Origin of the sequence: Sphingomonas gellani, from assembly GCF_900110035.1 — a bacterium.
Taxonomy (GTDB): Bacteria; Pseudomonadota; Alphaproteobacteria; order Sphingomonadales; family Sphingomonadaceae; genus Sphingomonas; species Sphingomonas gellani.
Genome location: NZ_FOCF01000001.1, coordinates 244,138 through 264,823 on the forward strand (window position 1 = coordinate 244,138; position 20,686 = coordinate 264,823).

25 protein-coding genes are annotated in these 20,686 nt (G+C 66.7%); 16 read left to right on the plus strand and 9 right to left on the minus strand.

Translation table 11 applies throughout. The features are described 5' to 3' along the window. Positions 1-116: 116 nt before the first annotated feature. Positions 117-1,529, minus strand: a complete 1,413-nt coding sequence (gene glnA / locus BMX37_RS01305) for a type I glutamate--ammonia ligase (protein ID WP_093663669.1) — start codon at positions 1,527-1,529, stop codon at positions 117-119. A gap of 90 nt (positions 1,530-1,619) precedes the next feature. Further along, on the minus strand, positions 1,620-1,958 hold the full coding sequence (locus BMX37_RS01310) for a P-II family nitrogen regulator (RefSeq protein WP_093663670.1): 339 nt from the start codon (positions 1,956-1,958) through the stop codon (positions 1,620-1,622). 390 nt (positions 1,959-2,348) lie between these two features. On the opposite strand from BMX37_RS01310, the gene BMX37_RS01315 reads away from it, so the two are divergent. From BMX37_RS01315 to BMX37_RS18370, 3 genes are read left to right on the plus strand one after another with little or no spacing between them, the layout of a single operon-like run. Further along, positions 2,349-3,356, plus strand: coding sequence for a glycosyltransferase (locus tag BMX37_RS01315; protein ID WP_093663671.1), 1,008 nt, complete (start codon positions 2,349-2,351; stop codon positions 3,354-3,356). 3 nt (positions 3,357-3,359) lie between these two features. Next, positions 3,360-4,811 (plus strand): oligosaccharide flippase family protein, encoded by a 1,452-nt coding sequence (locus tag BMX37_RS01320; RefSeq protein ID WP_093663672.1) that lies wholly within the window; start codon positions 3,360-3,362, stop codon positions 4,809-4,811. Positions 4,812-4,861: 50 nt separating this feature from the next. After that, positions 4,862-5,692, plus strand: coding sequence for a beta-1,6-N-acetylglucosaminyltransferase (locus tag BMX37_RS18370; RefSeq protein WP_139197926.1), 831 nt, complete (start codon positions 4,862-4,864; stop codon positions 5,690-5,692). Positions 5,693-5,715: 23 nt separating this feature from the next. On the opposite strand, the gene arsC is transcribed toward BMX37_RS18370, so the two are convergent. Genes arsC through aroQ form a run of 4 tightly spaced genes read right to left on the minus strand, consistent with a single transcriptional unit; the run spans position 5,716 to position 8,375 of the window. Then, positions 5,716-6,042: an arsenate reductase (glutaredoxin) gene (arsC, locus tag BMX37_RS01330; protein ID WP_093663673.1), complete on the minus strand. Its 327-nt coding sequence runs from the start codon at positions 6,040-6,042 to the stop codon at positions 5,716-5,718. Between the two features lie 10 nt (positions 6,043-6,052). Beyond that, entirely contained in the window at positions 6,053-7,405 is a 1,353-nt protein-coding gene (gene accC / locus BMX37_RS01335) for an acetyl-CoA carboxylase biotin carboxylase subunit (RefSeq protein WP_093663674.1), read from the minus strand. 5 nt (positions 7,406-7,410) lie between these two features. Beyond that, the gene (gene accB / locus BMX37_RS01340) at positions 7,411-7,905 is read right to left on the minus strand and encodes an acetyl-CoA carboxylase biotin carboxyl carrier protein (protein ID WP_093663675.1); all 495 of its coding nucleotides are present in this window, start codon (positions 7,903-7,905) and stop codon (positions 7,411-7,413) included. Between the two features lie 35 nt (positions 7,906-7,940). Next, positions 7,941-8,375, minus strand: a complete 435-nt coding sequence (aroQ, locus tag BMX37_RS01345; RefSeq protein WP_093663676.1) for a type II 3-dehydroquinate dehydratase — start codon at positions 8,373-8,375, stop codon at positions 7,941-7,943. 98 nt (positions 8,376-8,473) lie between these two features. Here aroQ and thiS point away from each other — a divergent pair, with 98 nt between their 5' ends. Further along, positions 8,474-9,481: a sulfur carrier protein ThiS gene (gene thiS, locus BMX37_RS01350; RefSeq protein WP_093663677.1), complete on the plus strand. Its 1,008-nt coding sequence runs from the start codon at positions 8,474-8,476 to the stop codon at positions 9,479-9,481. 109 nt (positions 9,482-9,590) lie between these two features. Next, on the plus strand, positions 9,591-9,773 hold the full coding sequence (locus BMX37_RS01355; RefSeq protein ID WP_093663678.1) for a CsbD family protein: 183 nt from the start codon (positions 9,591-9,593) through the stop codon (positions 9,771-9,773). A 144-nt stretch (positions 9,774-9,917) separates the two neighbouring features. Here BMX37_RS01355 and BMX37_RS01360 read toward each other — a convergent pair whose 3' ends face one another. Both BMX37_RS01360 and BMX37_RS01365 read right to left on the minus strand, forming a co-directional pair. After that, complete coding sequence (locus BMX37_RS01360) at positions 9,918-10,682, minus strand: L,D-transpeptidase family protein (RefSeq protein ID WP_244501331.1); 765 nt, start codon at positions 10,680-10,682, stop codon at positions 9,918-9,920. Between the two features lie 41 nt (positions 10,683-10,723). Beyond that, entirely contained in the window at positions 10,724-12,373 is a 1,650-nt protein-coding gene (locus BMX37_RS01365; protein ID WP_093663679.1) for a thiamine pyrophosphate-binding protein, read from the minus strand. Positions 12,374-12,505: 132 nt separating this feature from the next. Here BMX37_RS01365 and BMX37_RS01370 point away from each other — a divergent pair, with 132 nt between their 5' ends. The 6 genes from BMX37_RS01370 to leuD all read left to right on the plus strand — a co-directional run bounded on the left by BMX37_RS01370 (position 12,506) and on the right by leuD (position 17,379). Beyond that, positions 12,506-12,919: a hypothetical protein gene (locus BMX37_RS01370; protein ID WP_093663680.1), complete on the plus strand. Its 414-nt coding sequence runs from the start codon at positions 12,506-12,508 to the stop codon at positions 12,917-12,919. 46 nt (positions 12,920-12,965) lie between these two features. Beyond that, positions 12,966-13,703, plus strand: coding sequence for a CoA transferase subunit A (locus BMX37_RS01375; RefSeq protein WP_093663681.1), 738 nt, complete (start codon positions 12,966-12,968; stop codon positions 13,701-13,703). Between the two features lie 20 nt (positions 13,704-13,723). Further along, the gene (locus BMX37_RS01380; RefSeq protein ID WP_093663682.1) at positions 13,724-14,608 is read left to right on the plus strand and encodes a 5'-nucleotidase, lipoprotein e(P4) family; all 885 of its coding nucleotides are present in this window, start codon (positions 13,724-13,726) and stop codon (positions 14,606-14,608) included. 18 nt (positions 14,609-14,626) lie between these two features. After that, the gene (locus tag BMX37_RS01385) at positions 14,627-15,262 is read left to right on the plus strand and encodes a CoA transferase subunit B (RefSeq protein ID WP_093663683.1); all 636 of its coding nucleotides are present in this window, start codon (positions 14,627-14,629) and stop codon (positions 15,260-15,262) included. A 72-nt stretch (positions 15,263-15,334) separates the two neighbouring features. After that, entirely contained in the window at positions 15,335-16,765 is a 1,431-nt protein-coding gene (gene leuC, locus BMX37_RS01390; protein WP_093664215.1) for a 3-isopropylmalate dehydratase large subunit, read from the plus strand. Next, positions 16,762-17,379: a 3-isopropylmalate dehydratase small subunit gene (gene leuD / locus BMX37_RS01395; protein WP_093663684.1), complete on the plus strand. Its 618-nt coding sequence runs from the start codon at positions 16,762-16,764 to the stop codon at positions 17,377-17,379. Before leuC ends, leuD begins: the two co-directional genes overlap by 4 nt. A 145-nt stretch (positions 17,380-17,524) precedes the next feature. Here the strand turns inward: leuD and BMX37_RS19270 are convergent, their stop codons facing one another. Next, a complete protein-coding gene (locus tag BMX37_RS19270) occupies positions 17,525-17,653 on the minus strand; it encodes a hypothetical protein (RefSeq protein WP_280139199.1) in 129 nt (42 codons plus the stop codon). Between the two features lie 161 nt (positions 17,654-17,814). Here BMX37_RS19270 and BMX37_RS01400 point away from each other — a divergent pair, with 161 nt between their 5' ends. The 5 genes from BMX37_RS01400 to BMX37_RS01420 all read left to right on the plus strand — a co-directional run bounded on the left by BMX37_RS01400 (position 17,815) and on the right by BMX37_RS01420 (position 20,678). Continuing rightward, a complete protein-coding gene (locus BMX37_RS01400) occupies positions 17,815-18,174 on the plus strand; it encodes a DUF1476 domain-containing protein (protein ID WP_093663685.1) in 360 nt (119 codons plus the stop codon). Positions 18,175-18,177: 3 nt separating this feature from the next. After that, a complete protein-coding gene (locus tag BMX37_RS01405; protein WP_093663686.1) occupies positions 18,178-18,408 on the plus strand; it encodes a BolA family protein in 231 nt (76 codons plus the stop codon). Between the two features lie 10 nt (positions 18,409-18,418). Next, entirely contained in the window at positions 18,419-18,754 is a 336-nt protein-coding gene (gene grxD, locus BMX37_RS01410; protein ID WP_093663687.1) for a Grx4 family monothiol glutaredoxin, read from the plus strand. 347 nt (positions 18,755-19,101) lie between these two features. Then, positions 19,102-19,959 carry an MBL fold metallo-hydrolase gene (locus tag BMX37_RS01415; RefSeq protein WP_093663688.1) on the plus strand — a complete coding sequence of 286 codons (858 nt, stop codon included), beginning with the start codon at positions 19,102-19,104 and terminating at the stop codon, positions 19,957-19,959. Next, positions 19,941-20,678: a DUF4230 domain-containing protein gene (locus BMX37_RS01420; RefSeq protein WP_093663689.1), complete on the plus strand. Its 738-nt coding sequence runs from the start codon at positions 19,941-19,943 to the stop codon at positions 20,676-20,678. The genes BMX37_RS01415 and BMX37_RS01420 overlap by 19 nt, the downstream gene beginning before the upstream one ends. The last annotated feature ends 8 nt before the right edge of the window (positions 20,679-20,686 follow it).

The following is a 20,686-nucleotide window of genomic DNA, read 5'->3' on the forward strand; positions in this document are numbered from 1 at the left end:
TCAGCCCCTTCGAGGCGGGAACGTCAGTGTGGTGCCGTGACGTCGATCCGCCCCGCGGGAAATCCGGTCGGCAGCGGCGATCGGACCATCCGATCGCCGCTGCCGGCCAGCATGGCTCAGCCGCTATAGTACATGTCGTATTCGACCGGGCTGGGGGTCATTTCCCAACGCGCGACCTCTTCGTACTTCAGTTCGACATAGGCCTCGATCTGGTCCTTGGAGAACACGTCGCCCTTCAGCAGGAAGTCGTGATCCGCGGACAGACTTTCCAGCGCCTCGCGCAACGATGCGCAGACGGTGGGCACCTCGGCCAGTTCGGCGGGCGGCAGGTCGTACAGGTTCTTGTCCATCGCCTCACCCGGATGGATGCGGTTCTGGATTCCGTCGAGCCCGGCCATCAGCAGCGCGGCGTAAGCGAGATACGGGTTCGCCAGCGCGTCGGGGAAACGGACCTCGACCCGCTTCGACTTCGCGCCCGTGCCGTACGGGATACGGCAGGAGGCGGAGCGGTTGCGGCTGGAATAGGCCAGCAGCACGGGTGCCTCGTAACCCGGCACCAGTCGCTTGTAGCTGTTGGTGGCGGGGTTGGTGAACGCATTCACCGCCTTGGCATGCTTGATGATGCCGCCGATGAAGAACAAACAGGTTTCCGACAGGCCGGCATAGCCGTTGCCCGCGAACAGCGGCGTCTTCCCTTCCCAGATCGAGAAGTGGGTGTGCATGCCGGAGCCGTTATCTTCCTTGATCGGCTTGGGCATGAAGGTCGCGGTCTTGCCATAAGCATGCGCCACCTGGTGCACGACATACTTGTAGATCTGCATCCGGTCGGCGGTCTGCGTCAGCGTGCCGAAGGTCAGGCCCAGCTCGTGCTGCGCGGCGGCGACCTCGTGGTGGTGCTTGTCGCAGGGCAGGCCCATTTCGAGCATGGTAGACACCATCTCCCCGCGGATGTCGACGGCCGAGTCGACCGGCGCGACGGGGAAATAGCCGCCCTTGGCGCGCGGACGGTGGGCAAGGTTGCCGCCCTCGTAATCGCGGCCCGTGTTGGTCGGCAGCTCGATGTCGTCGAGCTTGAAATAGCTCTGGTTGTAGCTGGTGTCGAACTTCACGTCGTCGAACATGAAGAACTCGGCTTCGGGCCCGACATAGACGGTGTCGCCGATGCCGGTGCTCTTCACATAGGCTTCGGCGCGCTTGGCGGTGGAGCGCGGGTCGCGGGCGTAGAGTTCGCCGGTCGACGGTTCGACCACGTCGCAGAACACGATCAGCATCGGCGTCGCGGAGAACGGGTCGGTGTAGATCGCATCCAGATCCGGCTTCAGGATCATGTCCGACTCGTTGATCGCCTTCCACCCGGCGATGGACGAGCCGTCGAACATCAGGCCGTCGGTGAACTCATCCTCGCCCAGGACGGACGCGACCATGGTCAGGTGCTGCCACTTGCCCTTGGGATCGGTGAAGCGCAGATCGACCCACTCGATCTCCTCGTCCTTGATCTTCTTCAGAACGTCGCTGGCAGAATTCGCCATGATAACCTTCCTCAAACGTCACCCCGACGGCACGCCGGGGCTTTCCTGTGTAAAACGAAAGGCCTCGGCGGATGCCGAGGCCCTGAACGATCAGATGGCGTCCTCGTCACGCTCCCCGGTGCGGATGCGCAGGGCGGATTCGACGGCCATGACGAAGATCTTGCCGTCGCCGATGCGGCCGGTCTGCGCGGCGGCGGCGATCGCCTCCACCACGCGCGGCGCCAGCGCGTCGTCGACCACGACCTCCAGCTTCACCTTGGGCAGGAAGTCGACCACATATTCGGCGCCGCGATACAGTTCGGTGTGGCCCTTTTGCCGGCCAAAGCCCTTCGCCTCGGTCACGGTGATGCCGCTGACGCCGATCTCGTGAAGCGCTTCCTTCACTTCATCCAGCTTGAACGGCTTGATGATCGCTTCAACCTTTTTCACGTGTCGCTAATCCCGCCCCGGTAGAATCCTCGCCCCGCGCGGGGCCTTGCACCGAACGTGCCAGCGGGAAGCCCGAGGGGGAAGAGGGATTCTGCTGCATGGCAGCACGCTTTGCTGCCCATATTTTGAGCAGTTCGGGAAAGGCTGCCTAATGAACGGGCAAAGTGGAGAAAGTGGAGAGCTGAACGCTGGTTTTGCCACTTCTCCACATCGGCAGGGCACAGGGCGGACAGCGGGGTCAGGCGTGACGTCATCGTGCGATCCTAAGCCGGCCGACGCCGTGTAGGACAGCGGCACGGCCATTACTCCTTAACCCGATTGCGATAGCCGCCGACCCTGTCCCCGCGCGCATCCGGCCGGATCGCGTATGCGGGGAGAAGGGACTGGGTGATGCGGCTTTCCGTGGTGATGAGCGTCTACAACGATGCGCCCTTCGTGGAGCGCGCGGTGACGAGCATCCTGCGGCAGAGCTGGTCCGGGTTCGAGTTCATCATCATCAACGACGGCTGCACCGACGGATCGACCGACATCCTGCGCCGGCTGGCAACGGCCGATCCGCGCATCCGGTTGGTGGAGCAGGAGAACCGTGGCCTGGTGGCCAGCCTGAACCGTGGTTTCGCCATGGCGACGGGCGATCTGGTCGCGCGGATGGATGGCGACGACGAGTCGCTGCCACATCGGTTCGAGCGGCAATTGGCGTTCCTGGACAAGCATCCCGACCACGGCGTGATCGGCGCGCAGACGATCAACATCGATGCGACCGGCAAGGTCGTCGGCCTGTTCGATGCGTATCCCCGCACCGACGAAGCATTCCGCGCGGCGATGGAAAGCGACATGCTCATCAACCATCCCAGCGCGATCATCGACAGGGCCGCGTTCGAGAAGGTCGGCGGGTATCGTCCGCTGTATCGCCATTGCGAGGATTACGACCTGTGGCTGCGCCTGTCCGAGGTGACCAAGCTGTGCAGCGTCGAGGACTTCCTTCACCGCTATCGCCTCGATCCGGGACAGGTGACGAAGCGGCACCTGCTGCCGATGGAGATCGGCGCGGCAGTCGCGTGGGAAGCGCACCGCGAGCGGCAGGCCGGGCGACCCGATCCGACGACGGCGCTGGGTGAGTTGCCGTCGGTCCGACAGCTGGGCGATCTCGATCGCCTGTTCGGCAAGTCCGGCGTCGCCCGGCGCGTGCGGGAGCGGGTGGTGCCCAAGGTGCTGTGGTCGCAGCCCGCGCTGACGTCCGGGGGTGCGGACCTGTTGTGCCAGCATGTCGCGGATGGCGGGGATCGCCATGCGTTGCCCCGGGTCGTGCCGCGATTGCTGCGCTTCGGCGAATATCGCGGTGCGGCACGGCTTGCCGCGAGCCTGTCGCGGTCGCGGCGCACGCGAGTGGATGGCTGACCGATGAGCGTACGCATCGCGGCCCTGTGGTCGGTGACCGGCCAGTGGCTCGTCTTCGTGCTCAACTTCGCGGTCAGCGTCATCCTGGCCCGCTATCTGTTGCCGCCATCGGCGGTGGGTACCTATTCAGTCGGTTTCGCGGCGGCGGCGATGATCTCCACGTTGCAGGATTTCGGGTTGAGCCGCTTCCTGTTGCGATCGGAAGAGCTGACCGACCAGATGATCGCGACCTGCACCACCATCACGCTGTGCGTCGGAGCGGCGATCTGTGCGGTGATCGCGGGCCTGAGCCTGCCAGCGGCATGGTATTACCAGAACACGCAGCTGGTGCCGATCATGGTGCTGATCGGGGGCGCGTTCCTGCTGCTGCCGCTGAACGTCGTGCCGGTCGCGCTGTTGCAGCGCGCGGTGGATTTCCGGACGCTGTCGCTGGTCGGCCTGTGCGCGGCGGCGGCGAACGGGGTTGTCTCAATCCTGTTCGCCTGGCGTGGCTATGGTCCCGTGGCGCTGGCGCTGGGTTTCTTTGCACAACAGGCCGTGCGCGGGGTCACCGCGGCGCTGCTCAGTCCGCGCGGCATGCGTTGGACCCCGTCGTTCAAGGGCGCGCGGCCGGTGATCTCCTTTGGCGGAGGCACCACCGTTCTGGCGATCAGCGGCGCGTTGGGTACTCGGTCGCCCGACCTCATCATCGGGCGCGTGCTGGGCATGCGGGCGGTGGGCCTGTTCGGGCGGGCGGCCGGCATGGTGGACGGGCTGCGCACGTTGCTGGATGGCGGCATATCGTCGGTGTTCTACAGCCATTTCGCGCAGCTGATCCGGACGAAGCGCAGACTGGACGGAGTCTATCTCGACCTGGTCGCCTGCTACACCAGCATCATGTGGCCGGCGATGATCCTCCTGTCGCTGCTCGCCACGCCGATCGTGACGCTGGTGTACGGAACGGGGTGGCGGGAGGCGGCGGATGCGATGCGATGGGTCGCGCTGAGCGAGCTGGTCTTCTTCGCGCTGCCCCTGCACACGGAAGTGCCGCTGCTCAGCGGACATCTCAAGGAACTGCTGGTGCGCAACGTGCTGGACACGGCGGCGGCGCTGATCTGCCTGCTGTGCCTGGTGCGGTTCGGGCTGGAGGCGGCGGCGATCGCGCGGCTGGTCTATGGCGGCATCTGGTTCTTCATCTATCTGGGCATGATGCGGCGGATCGTGGGTTTCGCACGCACGGCGCTGTTCGCGACTCATGCGCGCAGCGGGCTCTGCACGCTGGCGGCGTGCCTGCCGGCCGCGGTGTTCAGCCATGGCGGGACGATCCTGACGATCTCGATCGCGGTCGGATCGATGATCGTCGGCGCCGGCCTGTGGCTGGTCGCGCTGGCGCTGCTTCGTCACCCGACCTGGCGCGAGCTGGAGCGCGGCGTGGAGATGATACGCCCCTACCTGCCGCGCCGGGCGACCATCTGAGCCATGGTCCCCGCCGACCCTCCGATCCGCTGCACCGAGAGGCTGTCCCCATGAAGATCGCCGCCCTGATCCGCGCCTATCACAAACCCGAGCATCTCGACGTGCTGCTCGACAGGCTCGCCGGGCCGCTCTGGGCGCCTTACGTTCATATCGACCGCAAGGCGGACATGGGCATGTTCGATCGATCGCTGGGAAAGGCGACGTTCCTTGCCGATCGTATCCAGGTGAACTGGGGCGGCCTCAGCCAGGTCGAGGCCACGGTGATGCAGTTCAGGGAAGCGCTGCGCGATCCGGAGATCACGCATTTCTACAACATGAGCGGGCAATGCTACCCCGTCAAAAGCGATGCCGATATCGAGGCGAGGATTGCGGGCCTGGCGCCGGGAACGGCCAATCTGATCGAGATGCATGCCATGCCGGCCAGCCACAAGCCGTTGAAACGCTATCAGCGCCGCTGGCCGCACGACGTGCGCAACCCGCTGGCCCGGCTGGTGGCGAAGCCGCTGTTCGCCTGCCTGCCCGACCGGCCGCTGAGCCGGTTGCGCGGCATCCGGCTGTACGGCGGCGGGTGTTGGTGGCTGTTCGAGCGCGAGACGGTGGAGAGGATCGTGCGCTTCCTGGACGAGAATCCGTGGTTCTGGGCCGAGTTCCGCCTGTCCGATTGTCCCGACGAGATGCTGTTCCACACGCTGCTGGCGCCGCTGGGCGTCACCGTCGGCGGCGACGCGCCGACCGGGGACATATGGGTGCAGGGCAAGGCGCATCCCGAGACGATCACGCCGGCGATGCATGCGGCGTTTATCGCGGGCCCGGCCCTGTTCGCGCGAAAATATGTCGACTTTCACCCGGCGATGTCGATGGCCTCCGTAGAGAAGGGATGAGCCGGCGGGCGGGTGACTGCCAATTAGAGGAAGGTCAGCGCCCGTTCCGGCGGGCGCGCGATGACGACGCCCTTTTCCGTGACCACGATCGGACGCTCGATTAGCGCCGGGTTGGCGACCATGGCGGTGAGTGCCGCCTCGTCGCTCGCACGGGCGGAGGCGCCCGCTTCGGCGCGCAAGGCATCGCGAACCGACACGCCAGCCGCCGCGATCAGTGCGGCGAGCGTGTCGCGCGATGGTGGTTGCTTGAGGTACTCGACCACCACTACCTCTGCGCCCGCCTCCCGAAGGAGGCGGAGCGCTTCGCGCGATTTGGAACAGCGCGGGTTGTGGTAGATCGTGGCCTTCATCGGCGGCCGCTCACGCGTCCTGCTTCGCCAGCCATTCTTCCAGCCACTTGATCGTGTACTGGCCCTGCTGGAACTCGGGATCGTCGAGCAACGCGCGGTGCAGTGGGATGGTGGTGGTCGGCCCCTCGATCACCATTTCCTCCAGCGCACGGCGCAGGCGGCGCAGCGCACCGGCGCGGGTGTTGCCGAACACGATCAGCTTGGCGATCATCGAGTCGTAGTACGGCGGGACGCGGTATCCGGCGTACAGGCCCGAATCGACGCGCACGTGCATGCCGCCTGCGGCGTGATACTGCTTCACCAGGCCGGGCGAGGGGGCGAAGGTGCGCGGATCCTCCGCATTGATGCGGCATTCGATGGCGTGGCCGCGGAAACGGACATCCTCCTGACGGAAGGTCAGCGGATGCCCCTCCGCCACGCGGATCTGTTCGCGCACCAGGTCCAGGCCGGTGATCATCTCCGTCACCGGATGTTCGACCTGGAGGCGGGTGTTCATCTCGATGAAGTAGAACTCACCATCTTCCCACAGGAACTCGATGGTGCCCGCGCCGCGATAGCCCATGTCGGCCATCGCCTTGGCGACGATGCCGCCCATCCGCTCGCGCTCTTCGTTCGAGATGACGGGGGAGGGGGCCTCTTCCAGCACCTTCTGGTGGCGGCGCTGGAGCGAGCAGTCGCGCTCGCCAAGGTGGATGGCGTTGCCGTTGCCGTCGCCGAAGACCTGGAACTCGATGTGGCGCGGGTTGCCGAGATACTTCTCCATGTAGACGGTGGCGTCGCCGAATGCGGCCTTCGCCTCCGACCCGGCCTGCTGCATCAGCGTTTCGAGCTGATCCTCGCTCGGCACCACCTTCATGCCGCGGCCACCGCCGCCCGACGCCGCCTTGATCAGCACCGGATAGCCGATGTCGGCGGCGAGACGCTTCGCCTCCGCCACATCGGTGATCGCGCCGTCGGATCCGGGTACCAGCGGCAGGCCGAGCGCGCCTGCGGTACGCTTCGCCTCCACCTTGTCGCCCATGGTGCGGATATGTTCGGGCTTCGGGCCGACGAACAGGATGTCGTGCAGCTCCACGATTTCCGCGAAGCGCGCATTCTCCGACAGGAAGCCGTAACCGGGATGGATGGCATCCGCGCCGGAGATTTCGGCGGCGGAGATGATGTTGGGGATGTTGAGATAGCTGTCGGTCGCGGACGGCGGACCGATGCAGATCGCCTCGTCCGCCAGGCGCACGTGCATCGCATCGGCATCGGCGGTGGAATGCACCGCCACCGTCTTGATGCCCATTTCATGGCAGGCGCGGTGGATGCGGAGCGCGATTTCGCCGCGGTTGGCGATCAGCAGCTTCTTGATTTGGCGCAACGTGCTTACTCGACGACGATCAGCGGCTGGTCGAACTCGACGGGCTGCCCGTTCTCGATCAGCACCTGGGTCACCGTGCCGGCGGAGGGGGCGGTGATCGGGTTCATGACCTTCATCGCCTCCACGATCAGCAGCGTGTCGCCGGCCGCAACTTTTTGCCCGACCGCCGCGAACGCCTTCGCGCCGGGTTCCGCGGCCAGATAGGCTGTGCCGACCATGGGCGACTTGACGGCGTTGGCCGTGCTGGCCGGAGCCGACGCGCCGATCTCTGCCGCCACCGGTGCGGCGGGCACGTTGGACGCCGTCAGCGGCGCGGGTGCAGAGGCGGCGGGTGCGTAATGAACGGGGGCGGGAGCCGCCGCCTTGCGCGCCACGCGGATCTTGCGGTCCTTGTCCTCCACCTCGATCTCGGTCAGCTGGGTGGTGTCGAGCAGTTCGGCGAGTTGGCGGACCAGGTCCACGTCGATCTGCATCGCGGTACGTTCGGTGTTTTCGGCCATGAGCCCAGAATTCCCCTTTTAAGCGCGCGGCCCTGTCAGAAGCGCGCCGCCGCTTCAAGCGCGAGGATGTAGGAAAGCGCGCCGAACCCCGCGATGGTTCCCCGTGCGGCCTGTCCGATCAGGCTGACATGGCGAAAGGATTCGCGCTTGTGTGGATTGGACAGGTGCACCTCGATCACAGGCGTCTTCACGCTCTTGATCGCGTCGTGCACCGCGACGGACGTGTGGGTGAAGCCACCCGCGTTGAGCAGCACGGCCCGCGCATTGGTGGCCTGCGCCTCGTGCAGCCAGTCGACCAGATGCCCCTCGTGATTCGACTGGCGCATGTCGATGTCCAGGTCGAGTTCCCGCGCCCGGTCCTCCAGCATGCCGGCGATGTCGTCCAGCGTGTCGTGGCCGTAGATTTCCGGCTCGCGCAGGCCGAGCAGGTTCAGGTTGGGGCCGTTCAGAACGAAAACGGTGTCGGGCATGATGGCCTTTCGGTTGACCCGCGTGACTGCGCGCCTAGGTAAGCCCCATCGACTTAGCCCGAATGGAAGGTGGGGGTCCATGCCCCCGGAGGACACCCATGCCCCATAGCGACGGAACCGTGACGATCAGCGTGAACGGCGAGCACAAGCGGGTCGCCGCCGGCCTGACGCTGGCGCGGCTGGCAACCGAAATGGGGCTGGTGCCCGAAAAGGTGGCGGTCGAGCGCAACCTGGAGGTGGTGCCCCGGTCGACCCTTGCGGAGGTGTTGGTCGAGGATGGCGACGATATCGAGATCGTGCACTTCGTCGGGGGTGGCGACCATGTCGCGCCGATCACCGACGACAGCTGGACCGTCGCGGGTCGGACGTTCCGGTCGCGGCTGATAGTTGGGACGGGCAAGTACAAGGACTTCGCCCAGAACGCCGCCGCGTTGGAGGCATCGGGCGCGGAGATCGTCACCGTGGCGGTGCGCCGGGTCAACGTGTCCGACCCGAAGGCGCCGATGCTGACCGATTTCATCGACCCGAAGCGTGTGACCTATCTGCCCAACACCGCCGGTTGTTTCGACGCAGACAGCGCGATCCGTACGCTGCGCCTGGCGCGCGAAGCGGGTGGATGGGACCTAGTCAAGCTGGAGGTCCTGGGCGAGGCCAAGACGCTGTACCCCAACATGCGCGAAACGCTGAAGGCGACCGAGGTGCTGGTGCGCGAGGGGTTCAAGCCGATGGTGTATTGCACCGACGACCCCATCGCGGCCAAGCAACTGGAAGAGGCGGGCGCGGTGGCGATCATGCCGCTGGGCGCGCCGATCGGGTCCGGGCTGGGCATCCAGAACAAGGTCACGATCCGCCTGATCGTAGAGGGCGCGAAGGTTCCGGTGCTGGTCGACGCGGGCGTCGGCACGGCATCCGACGCGTCGCTGGCGATGGAGCTGGGCTGCGACGGCGTGCTGATGAACACGGCGATCGCGGAGGCGAAGGACCCGGTGATGATGGCGCGTGCGATGCGGGCGGCGGTTGAGAGCGGGAGGCTGGCGTATCGTGCGGGACGTATGGCGCAGCGGCGCTATGCCGACCCGTCCAGCCCGCTGGCCGGACTGATCTAAGGTAAGGAACTCGCGGAACATCGCGGCCGGGTAGAAGTTTTCTCCTTCGTGACCCGGCGCGATCGGCCAATCCCGGCCTGAGGCGCGAGAGACCACCAAGGAGGTTCCGATGGGCGAGCTGACCGACAAGATCAAGGGCAACATCAACGAAGCCGTCGGCAAGGCCAAGGAAGCCATCGGCAAGAACCAGAACGATCCCGATCTGGCCGCCGAGGGCGCCGCGCAGGAAACGACCGGCAAGGGTCAGCAGTTCAAGGGCGCCGTGAAGGGTGCGCTGGGCGACGATATCTGATGATGCCAGCCTGACCGGCTGTTGAACGAGAAAAGGGTCGTTCCGGATTGTCCGGGGCGGCCCTTTCTCTTTGCGCGCGGAAGATGGGTTACATGGCGGCGGCTGCAGGGCTGCGATTACAGGGCACTGACTACAGGGCACTGACTACAGGGCGGTGACGGGCCGATCCTTTGCCAGCGTCTCCCCATGGGTCACGATCACCTTGTCGCCCAGCTTCACCGCCTCGAACAGCTTGCGTGCGAAGGGCGTCGGCACGCCGATGCAGCCATGGGTCGCGGCGTCGAACGCGACCTTGCTGCCATGGATGGATATGCCGTCGTTGGTGAGGCGCAGCATGTAGGGCATGGGCGCGTTGTACAGGTTCGATACGTGGTGCGCGTCCTTGCCGATGATGGGATACACGCCGAGCGGCGTCGGCATCTCGTCCGCGCCATAGATGATAGCGGCGGTCCCGATCTCGTACCCGTTCCGGAAGATCGACAGGACGTTCGCGCGAGTGTCGACGGTGATGATCGTCTGGCCGGCCGGCACATCCTTGTCGTCCCAGAACCATGCGCCGTATTTGATGGGCCCGCCGGTATCGAGCACGCGCTTGATCCGATACTGATCGTCGGCAGCCGGAGGGCTCGCGGCGGGTGCCGATGCGGCTGTCTGTGGCGCCACGGTCGGTGCGGGGGCGGCGGGCGGCTCCGGTCCTTCCTCGCCGGGGATGGGGAAGCTGGCGCCGTAGCGGCCATCGGGTTTGGGCGCCGAAGCCGGCGCTGGGCCCTTCGCTGGCGCCGCAGGTTCCGGCTGGGGGTCGGATGCCGGCGACGTCATGTCCAGCCGCGACACGGCAAAGGCCAGCCCGGCGCCCAGCGCGGCGACCAGGATCAGGCGGGCAGCCCATTGGGCGGGAGTGGCGCTCATGCAGCCATCCTAGCAGCCAAGGGGTGCCCAAGCCGTAAACGTCAGCGTGGTTTCCGAATGGCGGACAGGGTGGCGGCCGGGGTGATCGCCTCCACATCCGTGACGAGGTGGAGCAGGCGCACGCCGCCCTGTTCCATCGCGCGACCGAGTGCTGGCGCGAAGTCCTCCGTCCGCTCCACCGTTTCCGCCCAGCAGCCAAAGGCGCGCGCCAGTGCGGCGAAATCGGGGCTGGCCAGCGTCGTGGCCACGGTGCGTCCCGGAAACTCGCGTTCCTGATGCATGCGGATGGTGCCGTAGCTGCGATTGTCGACCACCAGCACGAGGATCGCGCAGCCATGCTGGACGGCGGTGGCGAGTTCCTGCCCGTTCATCAGGAAATCGCCGTCCCCCGCCAGTGCCACGACGGTGCGATCCGGATGGCGAAGGCTGGCGGCGATGGCGGCGGGAAGGCCGTAACCCATGGCACCGGCGGTCGGGGCAAGCTGAGTCCCTTGGGCGGCGTACGGCCAGTAACGGTGCCACCAGCCCGAATAATTGCCCGCGCCGTTGCAGATGATCGTGTCGGCGGGCAGCGCGTCGCGCATCGCCGTCACGCACGGGCCGAGGTCGAGCGCGATGTCCGGCCGCGCGGCCGGCGTCGACCAGGCGAGATAGTCGGCATGCGCCTCCGCCCCGGCGGGGTGCGAGGGACCGTCCAGTTCCGCCAGCCCTTCCGCAAAGGAGGCCATGCCAGCGCAGATCGCCAGATCGGTGCGGTAGGTGCGGCCCAGTTCCTCAGGGTCCGGGTGGACGTGGACCAGGCGCTGGCCGGGATGATCCGGCGCGATCAGCGTGTAGCCATCGGTCGTCGCCTCTCCCAGCCGCGCGCCGATCACCAGCAACAGGTCGGCCTCCCGGACACGCTGAAGCAGTTTGGGATTGGGGCCATAGCCGAGATTGCCGGCATAGGCCGGGCAGTCGTTCGGCACCGCATCCTGTCGCCGGAAGGCGGCGACCAGAGGCACACCGGTGCGATCGGCCCAGGCGGCGATGTCCTGTCCCGCCACGCCGCTCCAGTCGGCGCCGCCGACAATCGCCAGCGGTCGTTCAGCGGTGGCGAGCAGGTCGCCGAGTTGGGCCAGAGCGTCGGGGTCGCAGCCCTGGATGGCCGGCGACAGGCGGCGCCGGTCGGTCGCCTCCACCTGATCGAGCAGCATGTCCTCCGGCAGGGCGAGTACCACGGGCCCGGGGCGTCCGTTCATCGCGGTGGCATAGGCGCGGGCGACATATTCGGGGATGCGCGCCGCGTCGTCGATCCGCGCCGCCCATTTCACGATGGGCGTGAACATCGCGGCGAAGTCGATCTCCTGAAACGCCTCCCGGTCGCGGGTGCCGCGATCGACGTCGCCGATGAACAGGATCGTCGGCTGGGAGTCCTGCATGGCGACATGGACGCCGATCGCGGCGTTGGTGGCGCCGGGCCCACGCGTCACGAAGGCGATGCCCGGCCGTCCGGTCAGCGCGCCATCGGCACAGGCCATGAAGGTCACGCCGCCCTCCTGACGACAGGTGACGGTCTGGATGGCAGGCGTGTCGTGCAGCGCGTCGAGCACGGCCAGGAAGCTTTCGCCCGGAACGGTGAAGACCCGCTCGCATCCCTGCGCCACGAGTTGGTCGACCAGGATGCGTCCGCCGGTTCTGGATGCGGTCATGGCGTGGGGCTGATCCTTGTCGCTGAAATAGTCGTGGTCGTTCTTTTCACGGCTGGGCAGGGGGGGCAAGCGGGTCGGTGGCCGGACGCGGTCAGCCGCCGTTCAGCCGCGTCGGATCATGCTGAGGCCATCATGAAAAAGCTGCTGCTCGCCCTCGCGTTCGGGGCCGTCATGGCCGCTCCTGCCACTTCGGCGCGGTTGTCGCCGGATGCGGAGCTGGCGAAGCTGATCGGCAACCGCGTCGCGGACAAGCCGACCGGTTGCATCGACCTGTCGATGGCGCGGAGCACGCGCATCATCGAGGGGCGGGCGATCGTGTATGAGATCGGCAGCACCCTGTACGTCAACCGGCCCGGCGGCGTGGAGCATCTGCGCGACGACGATATCCTGGTGACGCGCGTGTTCGGCGGGCAGTTGTGCCGGCTGGACACGGTCAACCTGGTCAGCCGGGCGGGCAATTTCCAGCACGGCTTCGTGGTGCTGGGCGACTTCATCCCCTATCGCCGGGCGGACGGCGCGCCCAAGGCAAGCCCAACCCCAGCTTGACCCGGTTCCGCCCCGATGGCTATCGCCGGGGGCAGGAGGGACCCGCATGAACAAGCTTTATCCCGATGCCGGTGCCGCGCTGGACGGGCTGCTGAAGAACGGCATGACCATCTGCGCGGGTGGATTCGGGCTGTGCGGAATTCCTGAACGGTTGATCGACGCGATCCGAGAAGCGGGCGTCACCGGCCTGACCATCGCGTCCAACAATGCCGGCATCGATGGCGAGGGGCTGGGCAAGCTGCTCCGCACGCGTCAGGTCGCCAAGATGATCTCCTCCTATGTCGGTGAGAACAAGGAGTTCGAGCGGCAATATTTGGCCGGCGAGCTGGAGGTGGAGTTCTGTCCTCAGGGTACGCTGGCGGAGCGTTGCCGGGCGGGGGGTGCGGGGATCCCGGGCTTTTACACCAAGACCGGCGTCGGCACGCTTGTGGCCGAGGGCAAGGAGGTGAAGCAGTTCGACGGGGAGGATTACATCCTCGAACGCGGCATCCGCGCCGACCTGTCGATCATCAAGGGCTGGAAGGCGGATGAGAGCGGCAACCTGATCTTTCGCAAAACGGCGCGCAACTTCAACCAGCCGATGGCGACCGCCGGGCGGGTGTGCGTCGCGGAGGTTGAGGAGGTGGTGCCGGTCGGCTCGCTCGATCCGGACCAGATCCACCTGCCGGGCATCTATGTGAAGCGGATGATCGTCGGCGCCCCGTACGACAAGAAGATCGAGTTTCGCACCACGCGCCAGCGACCGGATGCGACCGCCGCGGCGGGATCGGAAGTGGGCGCTTGATCGACGTGCGGCCGGGTCGGATGGCGCGGGGTTGGGGGGCGCGTCCGGTGCTCGCTTGCGCGCTGTTGCTGGGCGGATGCGTGGCGGAGCCTGCGCCCGTCCCTGGCCCGGTCATAGCCCCGGCCGTGGTTGTTGGAGCGCAATCAGTGCCCGCGGGCATGCAATATCTCTATGGGTCTGGCGAGGCGGCGGCGATCAGCATCCAGGCCTGGAACGCGCTGACCGGCTATGTGGAGGAGCGCGTCCGGCAACGGCCCGTCAGCGGCGTAGTGCTGGAGGAGGACGCGACGCTGGCGGCGCCACGCTTCGCCTCCTGTGATCGTAAACCCTATGCCGCCGTGTTCGATGTGGACGAGACGGTGCTGCTCAACCGCGGGTTCGAATATGACGCGGCGAGCGGGCGCCCGTATGAGGATGCGCGGTGGCGTGCGTATGAGATCACCGGCGGCACGACCACGGTGGCCGTGCCGGGCGCGAAGGCGGGGATCGATGCGTTGCGCCGACTGGGCGTGACGGTGATCTTCAACAGCAACCGCGCGGCCGCCAATGTCGAGGCGACGCGCGTCGCGATCGAGCGTGCGGGGCTAGGCCCGGCGGTGCACGGCGAGACCCTGTTCCTGAAGGGCGACGACAATACGGGCAGCCTGAAGGACGCGCGGCGCTGGCGGATCGCGGATCGATACTGCGTCATCGCCATGGGCGGCGATCAGCTGGGTGATTTCAGCGACCTGTTCAATGCGCCCGCGACACCGGCGGCCCGTCGCTCGGCTGCGGAGGCTCCGGCGGTCGCCGGGCTGTGGGGGCGTGGCTGGTTCGTGCTGCCCAACCCGGTCTACGGCACCGCGCTGAAGGGGACGCTGGACGACATCTTCCCCGCCGATGCGCGCTGGGCCCCCGAACCCTGATCACGAAAAGGATAGCTTATGCCCTGGGACCGGAACGGCATGGCGGCGCGCGCGGCCAAGGAATTGCGCGATGGCTATTACGTCAATCTGGGCATCGGCATCCCGACGCTGGTCGCCAACAACATTCCCGACGGCATGACGGTCACCCTGCAATCCGAAAACGGGATGCTGGGCATCGGTCCCTTTCCGTATGAGGACGAGGTCGACGCGGACCTGATCAACGCGGGCAAGCAGACCATCAGCGAGCTGCCGCAGTCCGCCTATTTCGGATCGGAGCAGAGCTTCGCGATGATCCGCGGCGGCCATATCGACCTGACCGTGCTGGGCGCGATGGAAGTCAGCGAGGGCGGCGACATCGCCAACTGGATGATCCCGGGCAAGATGATCAAGGGCATGGGCGGCGCCATGGACCTGGTCGCGGGCGTGAAGAAGATCATAGTGGTGATGGAGCATGTCGCAAAGGACGGCAGCCCCAAGTTCATCCCCGCCTGCACCCTGCCGCTGACGGGACGCAACGTGGTCGACATGATCGTCACCGACCTGGCGGTGTTCCAGCGGCCCGATCACGACCGCGCGTTCCGCCTGACCGAGCTGGCACCCGGCGTCACCGCCGACGAGGTGCGCGCGAAGACGACCGCGTCGTTCGACGACTAAGGCCAGCTGTTCGCATCTATCGAAAAGATGAGGTTGGTCACGGCGCATCAATCGATTACCGGGAACGGCATCATGGCCAGCAAACCGCAAACGCTTTACGAGAAGATCTGGGACGCGCATGTCGTCGAACGGCGCGAGGATGGTACCTGCCTGATCTATATCGACCGGCATCTCGTCCATGAGGTGACGAGCCCGCAGGCCTTCGAGGGGCTGCGCGCCGCCGGCCGGCCGGTGCGGCGTCCCGAGCTGACGCTGGCGGTGCCGGATCACAACCTGCCCACCACGCCCCGTGTCGATACGGCCGGTCGCCTGCTGCCGATCGCGGACCCGGAAAGCGCGGCACAGCTGGACGCGCTGCGCCGCAACACCGCGGAATTCGGCGTCGATTACATCGATGCGACGGCGGCGGAGCAGGGCATCGTCCACGTCGTCGGCCCCGAGCTGGGCTTCACCCTGCCGGGCACGACGCTGGTGTGCGGCGACAGCCACACCTCTGCCCACGGCGCACTTGGGGCGCTGGCGTTCGGGATCGGTACGTCTGAGGTCGAGCATGTGCTGGCGACCCAGACGCTGCTGCTGCAGCCGTCACGAACGATGGAGGTGCGGGTCGAGGGCACTCTGGGCTTCGGCGTGTCGGCGAAGGACGTCATCCTGGCAATCATCGGGCGTATCGGCGCGGCGGGCGGTACCGGCCACGTCATCGAATATACCGGCGATGCGATCCGCGCCCTGTCGGCGGAAGGGCGGCTGACGATCGCGAACATGTCGATCGAGGGCGGTGCGCGGGCCGGGTTGATCGCGCCCGACGACACGACCTTCGCCTATCTGAAGGGGCGTCGCATGGCGCCGGTCGGGGAAGAATGGGATCGCGCCGTCGCGTGGTGGCGTTCGCTGTCTACCGACGCGGGCGCGCGGTACGACAAAAGCGTGCGGATCGATGCCACCGACATCGCGCCTGCGCTGACCTGGGGCACCAGCCCGGAGGATGTGGTGCCGATCACCGGCAGCGTGCCCGATCCCGCCAGCTTTGCCGATCCGGCGAAACAGGCGGCGGCGCGCAAGTCGCTGGATTACATGGGTCTGACGCCGGGCACGCGCATGCAGGACGTGCCCGTGCAGCACGTCTTCATCGGTAGTTGCACCAACAGCCGGATCGAGGATCTGCGCGCGGCAGCCAGCATCGCCAACGGCCGCCATGTCGCCGACGGCGTGCGCGCGCTGGTCGTGCCGGGGTCCGGCCTGGTCAAGCGGCAGGCGGAAGAGGAGGGGCTGGACCGCATCTTCGCGCAGGCGGGGTTCGAGTGGCGGGAGCCGGGATGCTCGATGTGCCTGGCGATGAACCCGGACAAGGTGCCGCCGGGCGAGCGCTGCGCATCGACCAGCAACCGCAACTTCGTCGGGCGCCAAGGGCCGGGTGCGCGGACCCACCTGGTCAGCCCCGCGATGGCGGCGGCGGCGGCGGTCACGGGCCGGCTGGCCGATGTGCGGGAGTTGATGGCATGACGCCAGTGGTCACGGTCAGCGGCGCCGCCTATCCCTGGGGCGCGAAGAACATCGACACCGATGTGATCATCCCGGCGCATTGGCTGAAGACGATATCCCGCACGGGTCTGGGCAAGGGCGCGTTCGAGACGGTGCGCGCGGTGCCCGGCAACATCTTCGACGATCCGCGCTACGCCGGCAGCCCGATCCTGATCGCAGGGGACAATTTCGGATGCGGGTCCAGCCGTGAACATGCCGCATGGGCGCTGGCGGACATGGGCGTGCGTGCGGTCATCGCGCCAAGCTTTTCCGACATCTTTTCAGGCAATGCCGTCAAGAACGGGATCGTCCCCGTGGTCCTGCCGCAAGAGGCGATCGATCGCCTGATCGCGGCTGCGCACGACCACCCTGTGACAGTGGACCTGGAAAGCATGACCGTGACCACACCGTTCCAGGATCGGTTCGTGTTCGAAATGGACCCGTTCCGTCGGCGGTGCCTGATGGAAGGATTGGACGAAATCGGCCTTACCCTCGCCCGCGATGCGGAGATTGCGGCGTTCGAAGGCAGGATCGGGGTGGCGAGGCCCTGGACGCGGCCTGCTGGGTCGGTGGTGGCCGGTACGTCGGTGATTTGAACTTCTGAACCCGCGAGAGGCAGCGCCAGCCTGAAGCCGGTGGCATTCAGGTTCTTACAGACTTAATCCCGCCCGGGCATGACTGCCCCCAGGACCGTAAAAATGGCGGCGCTCGATATTGCATCGAATGGCGGCATGGACGTAGTCAGAAGGCCAGGAACAGCAGCGCCAGCGCAGCCCAGATCAACATCGACACGGCAAGGCCATATACCACACCGGCGAAGGCGTTGGGATTCAGCGAGCGCGAGGGAGGCGGGAGAATGGGGTTGGCCATCGACATACCCTCTCAGGATATTTGCTTGTTCTTTTACAAGATCATTTATCATAACAAGCCTGTGAAGCCCCTAAATGTGCTCGTCGTCACTTTCTCTCGCGTTGCACGCTCCGAGGCGCGCGCTTATCTGGACACATAGGTACCGGGAGCCTTGTTGAACCATGATCAGCTTCGACCATAGAGCGCGTGGCGCGGAGGCTGTGTCGGGTGGGCCTGCCCTCGCCCGCGACGAGGAGATGGCGTTCCGCATCACCGCCCGCCGCAACCGGCTGGTCGGGCAGTGGGCGGCCGACTTGATGCAGCTGACGCCCGAAGAGGCCGACGCCTATTGTAAGGCGGTAGTGCAGGCAGATTTCGAGGAAGCCGGCGACGAGGACGTGATCCGCAAGCTGCTGGGCGACCTGACCGCGGCTGGGGTGGACAGCGACGGCGACATGGTGCGCCGGGCGCTGGAGGATCGCGTCGTGGAAGCGCGTCGCCAGTTGCTGGAACAATTGCCGCGCGCGTCGGAGGGTCGCTGATCCATGCCGATGACCGCCGACGCCATCGCGGAGATGATCCGCGCCGCCATCCCCGATGCCGAAGTCGAGATCACCGATCTCGCGGGCGACGGTGACCATTATGCCGCGCATGTCGTGTCGGCGAGCTTTGCGGGACTGCCGCTGCGCAAGCAGCATCAGGCGGTCTATGCGGCGCTCGGCGGCCGGATGGGCGGCGAACTCCATGCCCTGCAGCTCAAAACGGCAGCAGCCTGAGGACAAGATGATGACCGATACGACCACTGACGCCAACGCCCGCATCGACGCGATCGTGAAGAGCAACCCCGTGGTGCTGTTCATGAAGGGCAGCCCGTTGTTCCCGCAATGCGGGTTCTCCAGCCGCGCGGTTGCCATCCTCCAGCATTTGGGTGCGGAGTTCGAGGGTGTGGACGTGCTGCAGGATCAGGCGATCCGGCAGGGGATCAAGAATTATTCCGACTGGCCGACCATCCCCCAGCTGTACGTCCATGGCGAGTTCGTCGGCGGTTCGGACATCATGATGGAAATGTATGAAAGCGGCGAGCTGGCGACGCTGCTCGGAAACGAGAAGCCGCAGGACTGAGGGCCGGGTGAGGGCGGATCGACGCGAGGCTCGGAAAAGCTGTCGACCCGCCCTACTGAAGCGATGAACGCTCGGCGCAGGTTGTCTTGCAGCGGGCGTGCCAGTTGATCAGAGCCACGAGGGACCGCAAGGTCTGTTGGTTAACGTGCTGAGCCTGGACCGCCTCCTGTAAGTTTTTTCGACAGGTGAGGGCACCGGAACGCGTCATCGTGTCGGTTCGGTGTGAAGTGTTTGGCCATTTGGACCGGATTTCAGCTCCGCGACATTCGCCTTGTTGTTCGCGTGCCTCACGCCCCACGCTTTCGACCTGACTTGCCCCCGGCGGCCGTTGCCGCCACATCGGGCGGATGGCAGAACCGCCCTATGGTATCCCGATCGGGCTGGAGCCGCTGGTCGCGCGGGTCCTCGCACCGAACCCATCGCCCTTCACCTTCACCGGTACGCAAAGCTATCTGGTCGGCACCGACACGCTGGCGGTGATCGATCCGGGCCCTGACGATGCCGCGCATCATGGGGCCTTGCTACAGGCGATCGGCGCCCGGCAGGTGACCGCGATCCTGATTACCCATCATCACCGCGATCACAGCCCCGGTGCGCGCGCTCTGGCCGCGGCGACGGGGGCGCCCATCATCGGCGCGGCACCCTTTGTCGGCGAAGACGCCGCGACACGCAGCGACGCCTCGTTCGATGCCGATTACAGGCCGGATCGCGTGCTGGCGGACGGTGAGGCGATCGAGGGGGAGGGGTGGACGCTGGAGGCCGTCGCGACGCCGGGTCATACGTCCAATCACCTCGCCTTTGCGCTTCGGGAAAGCGGCGCGCTGTTTTCGGGCGATCATGTCATGGGTTGGTCGACCAGCGTCGTGTCGCCACCGGATGGGAACATGGGCCAGTATATCGCCAGCCTGGAGAAGCTGTTGGGCCGGTCCGACCGCATCTATTACCCCGGCCATGGCGACATCGTCGAAGCGCCACAGCGAATGGTGCGCGGGATGCTGGGCCATCGCAAACAGCGCGAGGGGCAAATCCTGCGCAGGCTGGCGGCGGGTCCGGAGAGGATCGAGCCGCTGGTAGCGGGCATGTATGCCGGGCTGGACGAACGGCTGCTGCCGGCGGCACGGCAATCGGTGCTGGCGCATCTGATCGACCTCGACGCGCGGGGGCTGGTGCGGCAGGAGGATGGCGTATGGAGCAGCCGACCGTGACCCCCGATCCTGCACCGCCGCGCCCGTCGGGCACGGTCGGGAGCTTCCTCGCCAGGGCGGCGGGGGTGATCCTGCTGCTGGTGCTGGCCGGGCTGCTCGCCCTGTGGGGGGTGCAGCGGTACATCGCGAGCAGGCTGGCGCCCGATCCGGTCACGGTCGCCACGGCCAGCCTGGAAGGGTTGCGGGAGCAGAACCGCCTGTCCGCCTTCGCCGCGCGCTTCGTCGCGGTGGTGACGAGCCGCCGGTCGCAGCTGGGCTTTTCCACCGAAAAGACCCTGATCATGCCGGGCATGGTCCGGTACGAGGTCGATCTGGGCAAGCTGACGCAGCGCGATGTGGCGTGGGACGCCAAGGAACATGTGCTGTCGGTCACGCTGCCGCCGGTCGAGGTGACCGGGCCGGAAGTCGACCTGAACGCGATCCGCGAATACGGCACCGGGGGCATGCTGGCGCGGCTGACCGACGCGAACACCGCGCTCGATCAGGCCAATCGCCGCGCTGGGCAGGCCGAACTGGTGCGGCAGGCGCGGGAGGCGACGCCGGTGCGGCTGGCGCGCGATGCGACACGGCGGGCGGTCGAGCGCAGCTTTGCGATGCCGTTGCGTGCGGCCGGTGTGCCGGCGGAGGTGCGCGTCCGCTTCGCCGACGAACCGGTCGCGAGCAGCGAGCGATGGGACACGTCGCGCTCGCTGGACGAGGTGCTGACGAACCGGCGCTGACCGGCCCG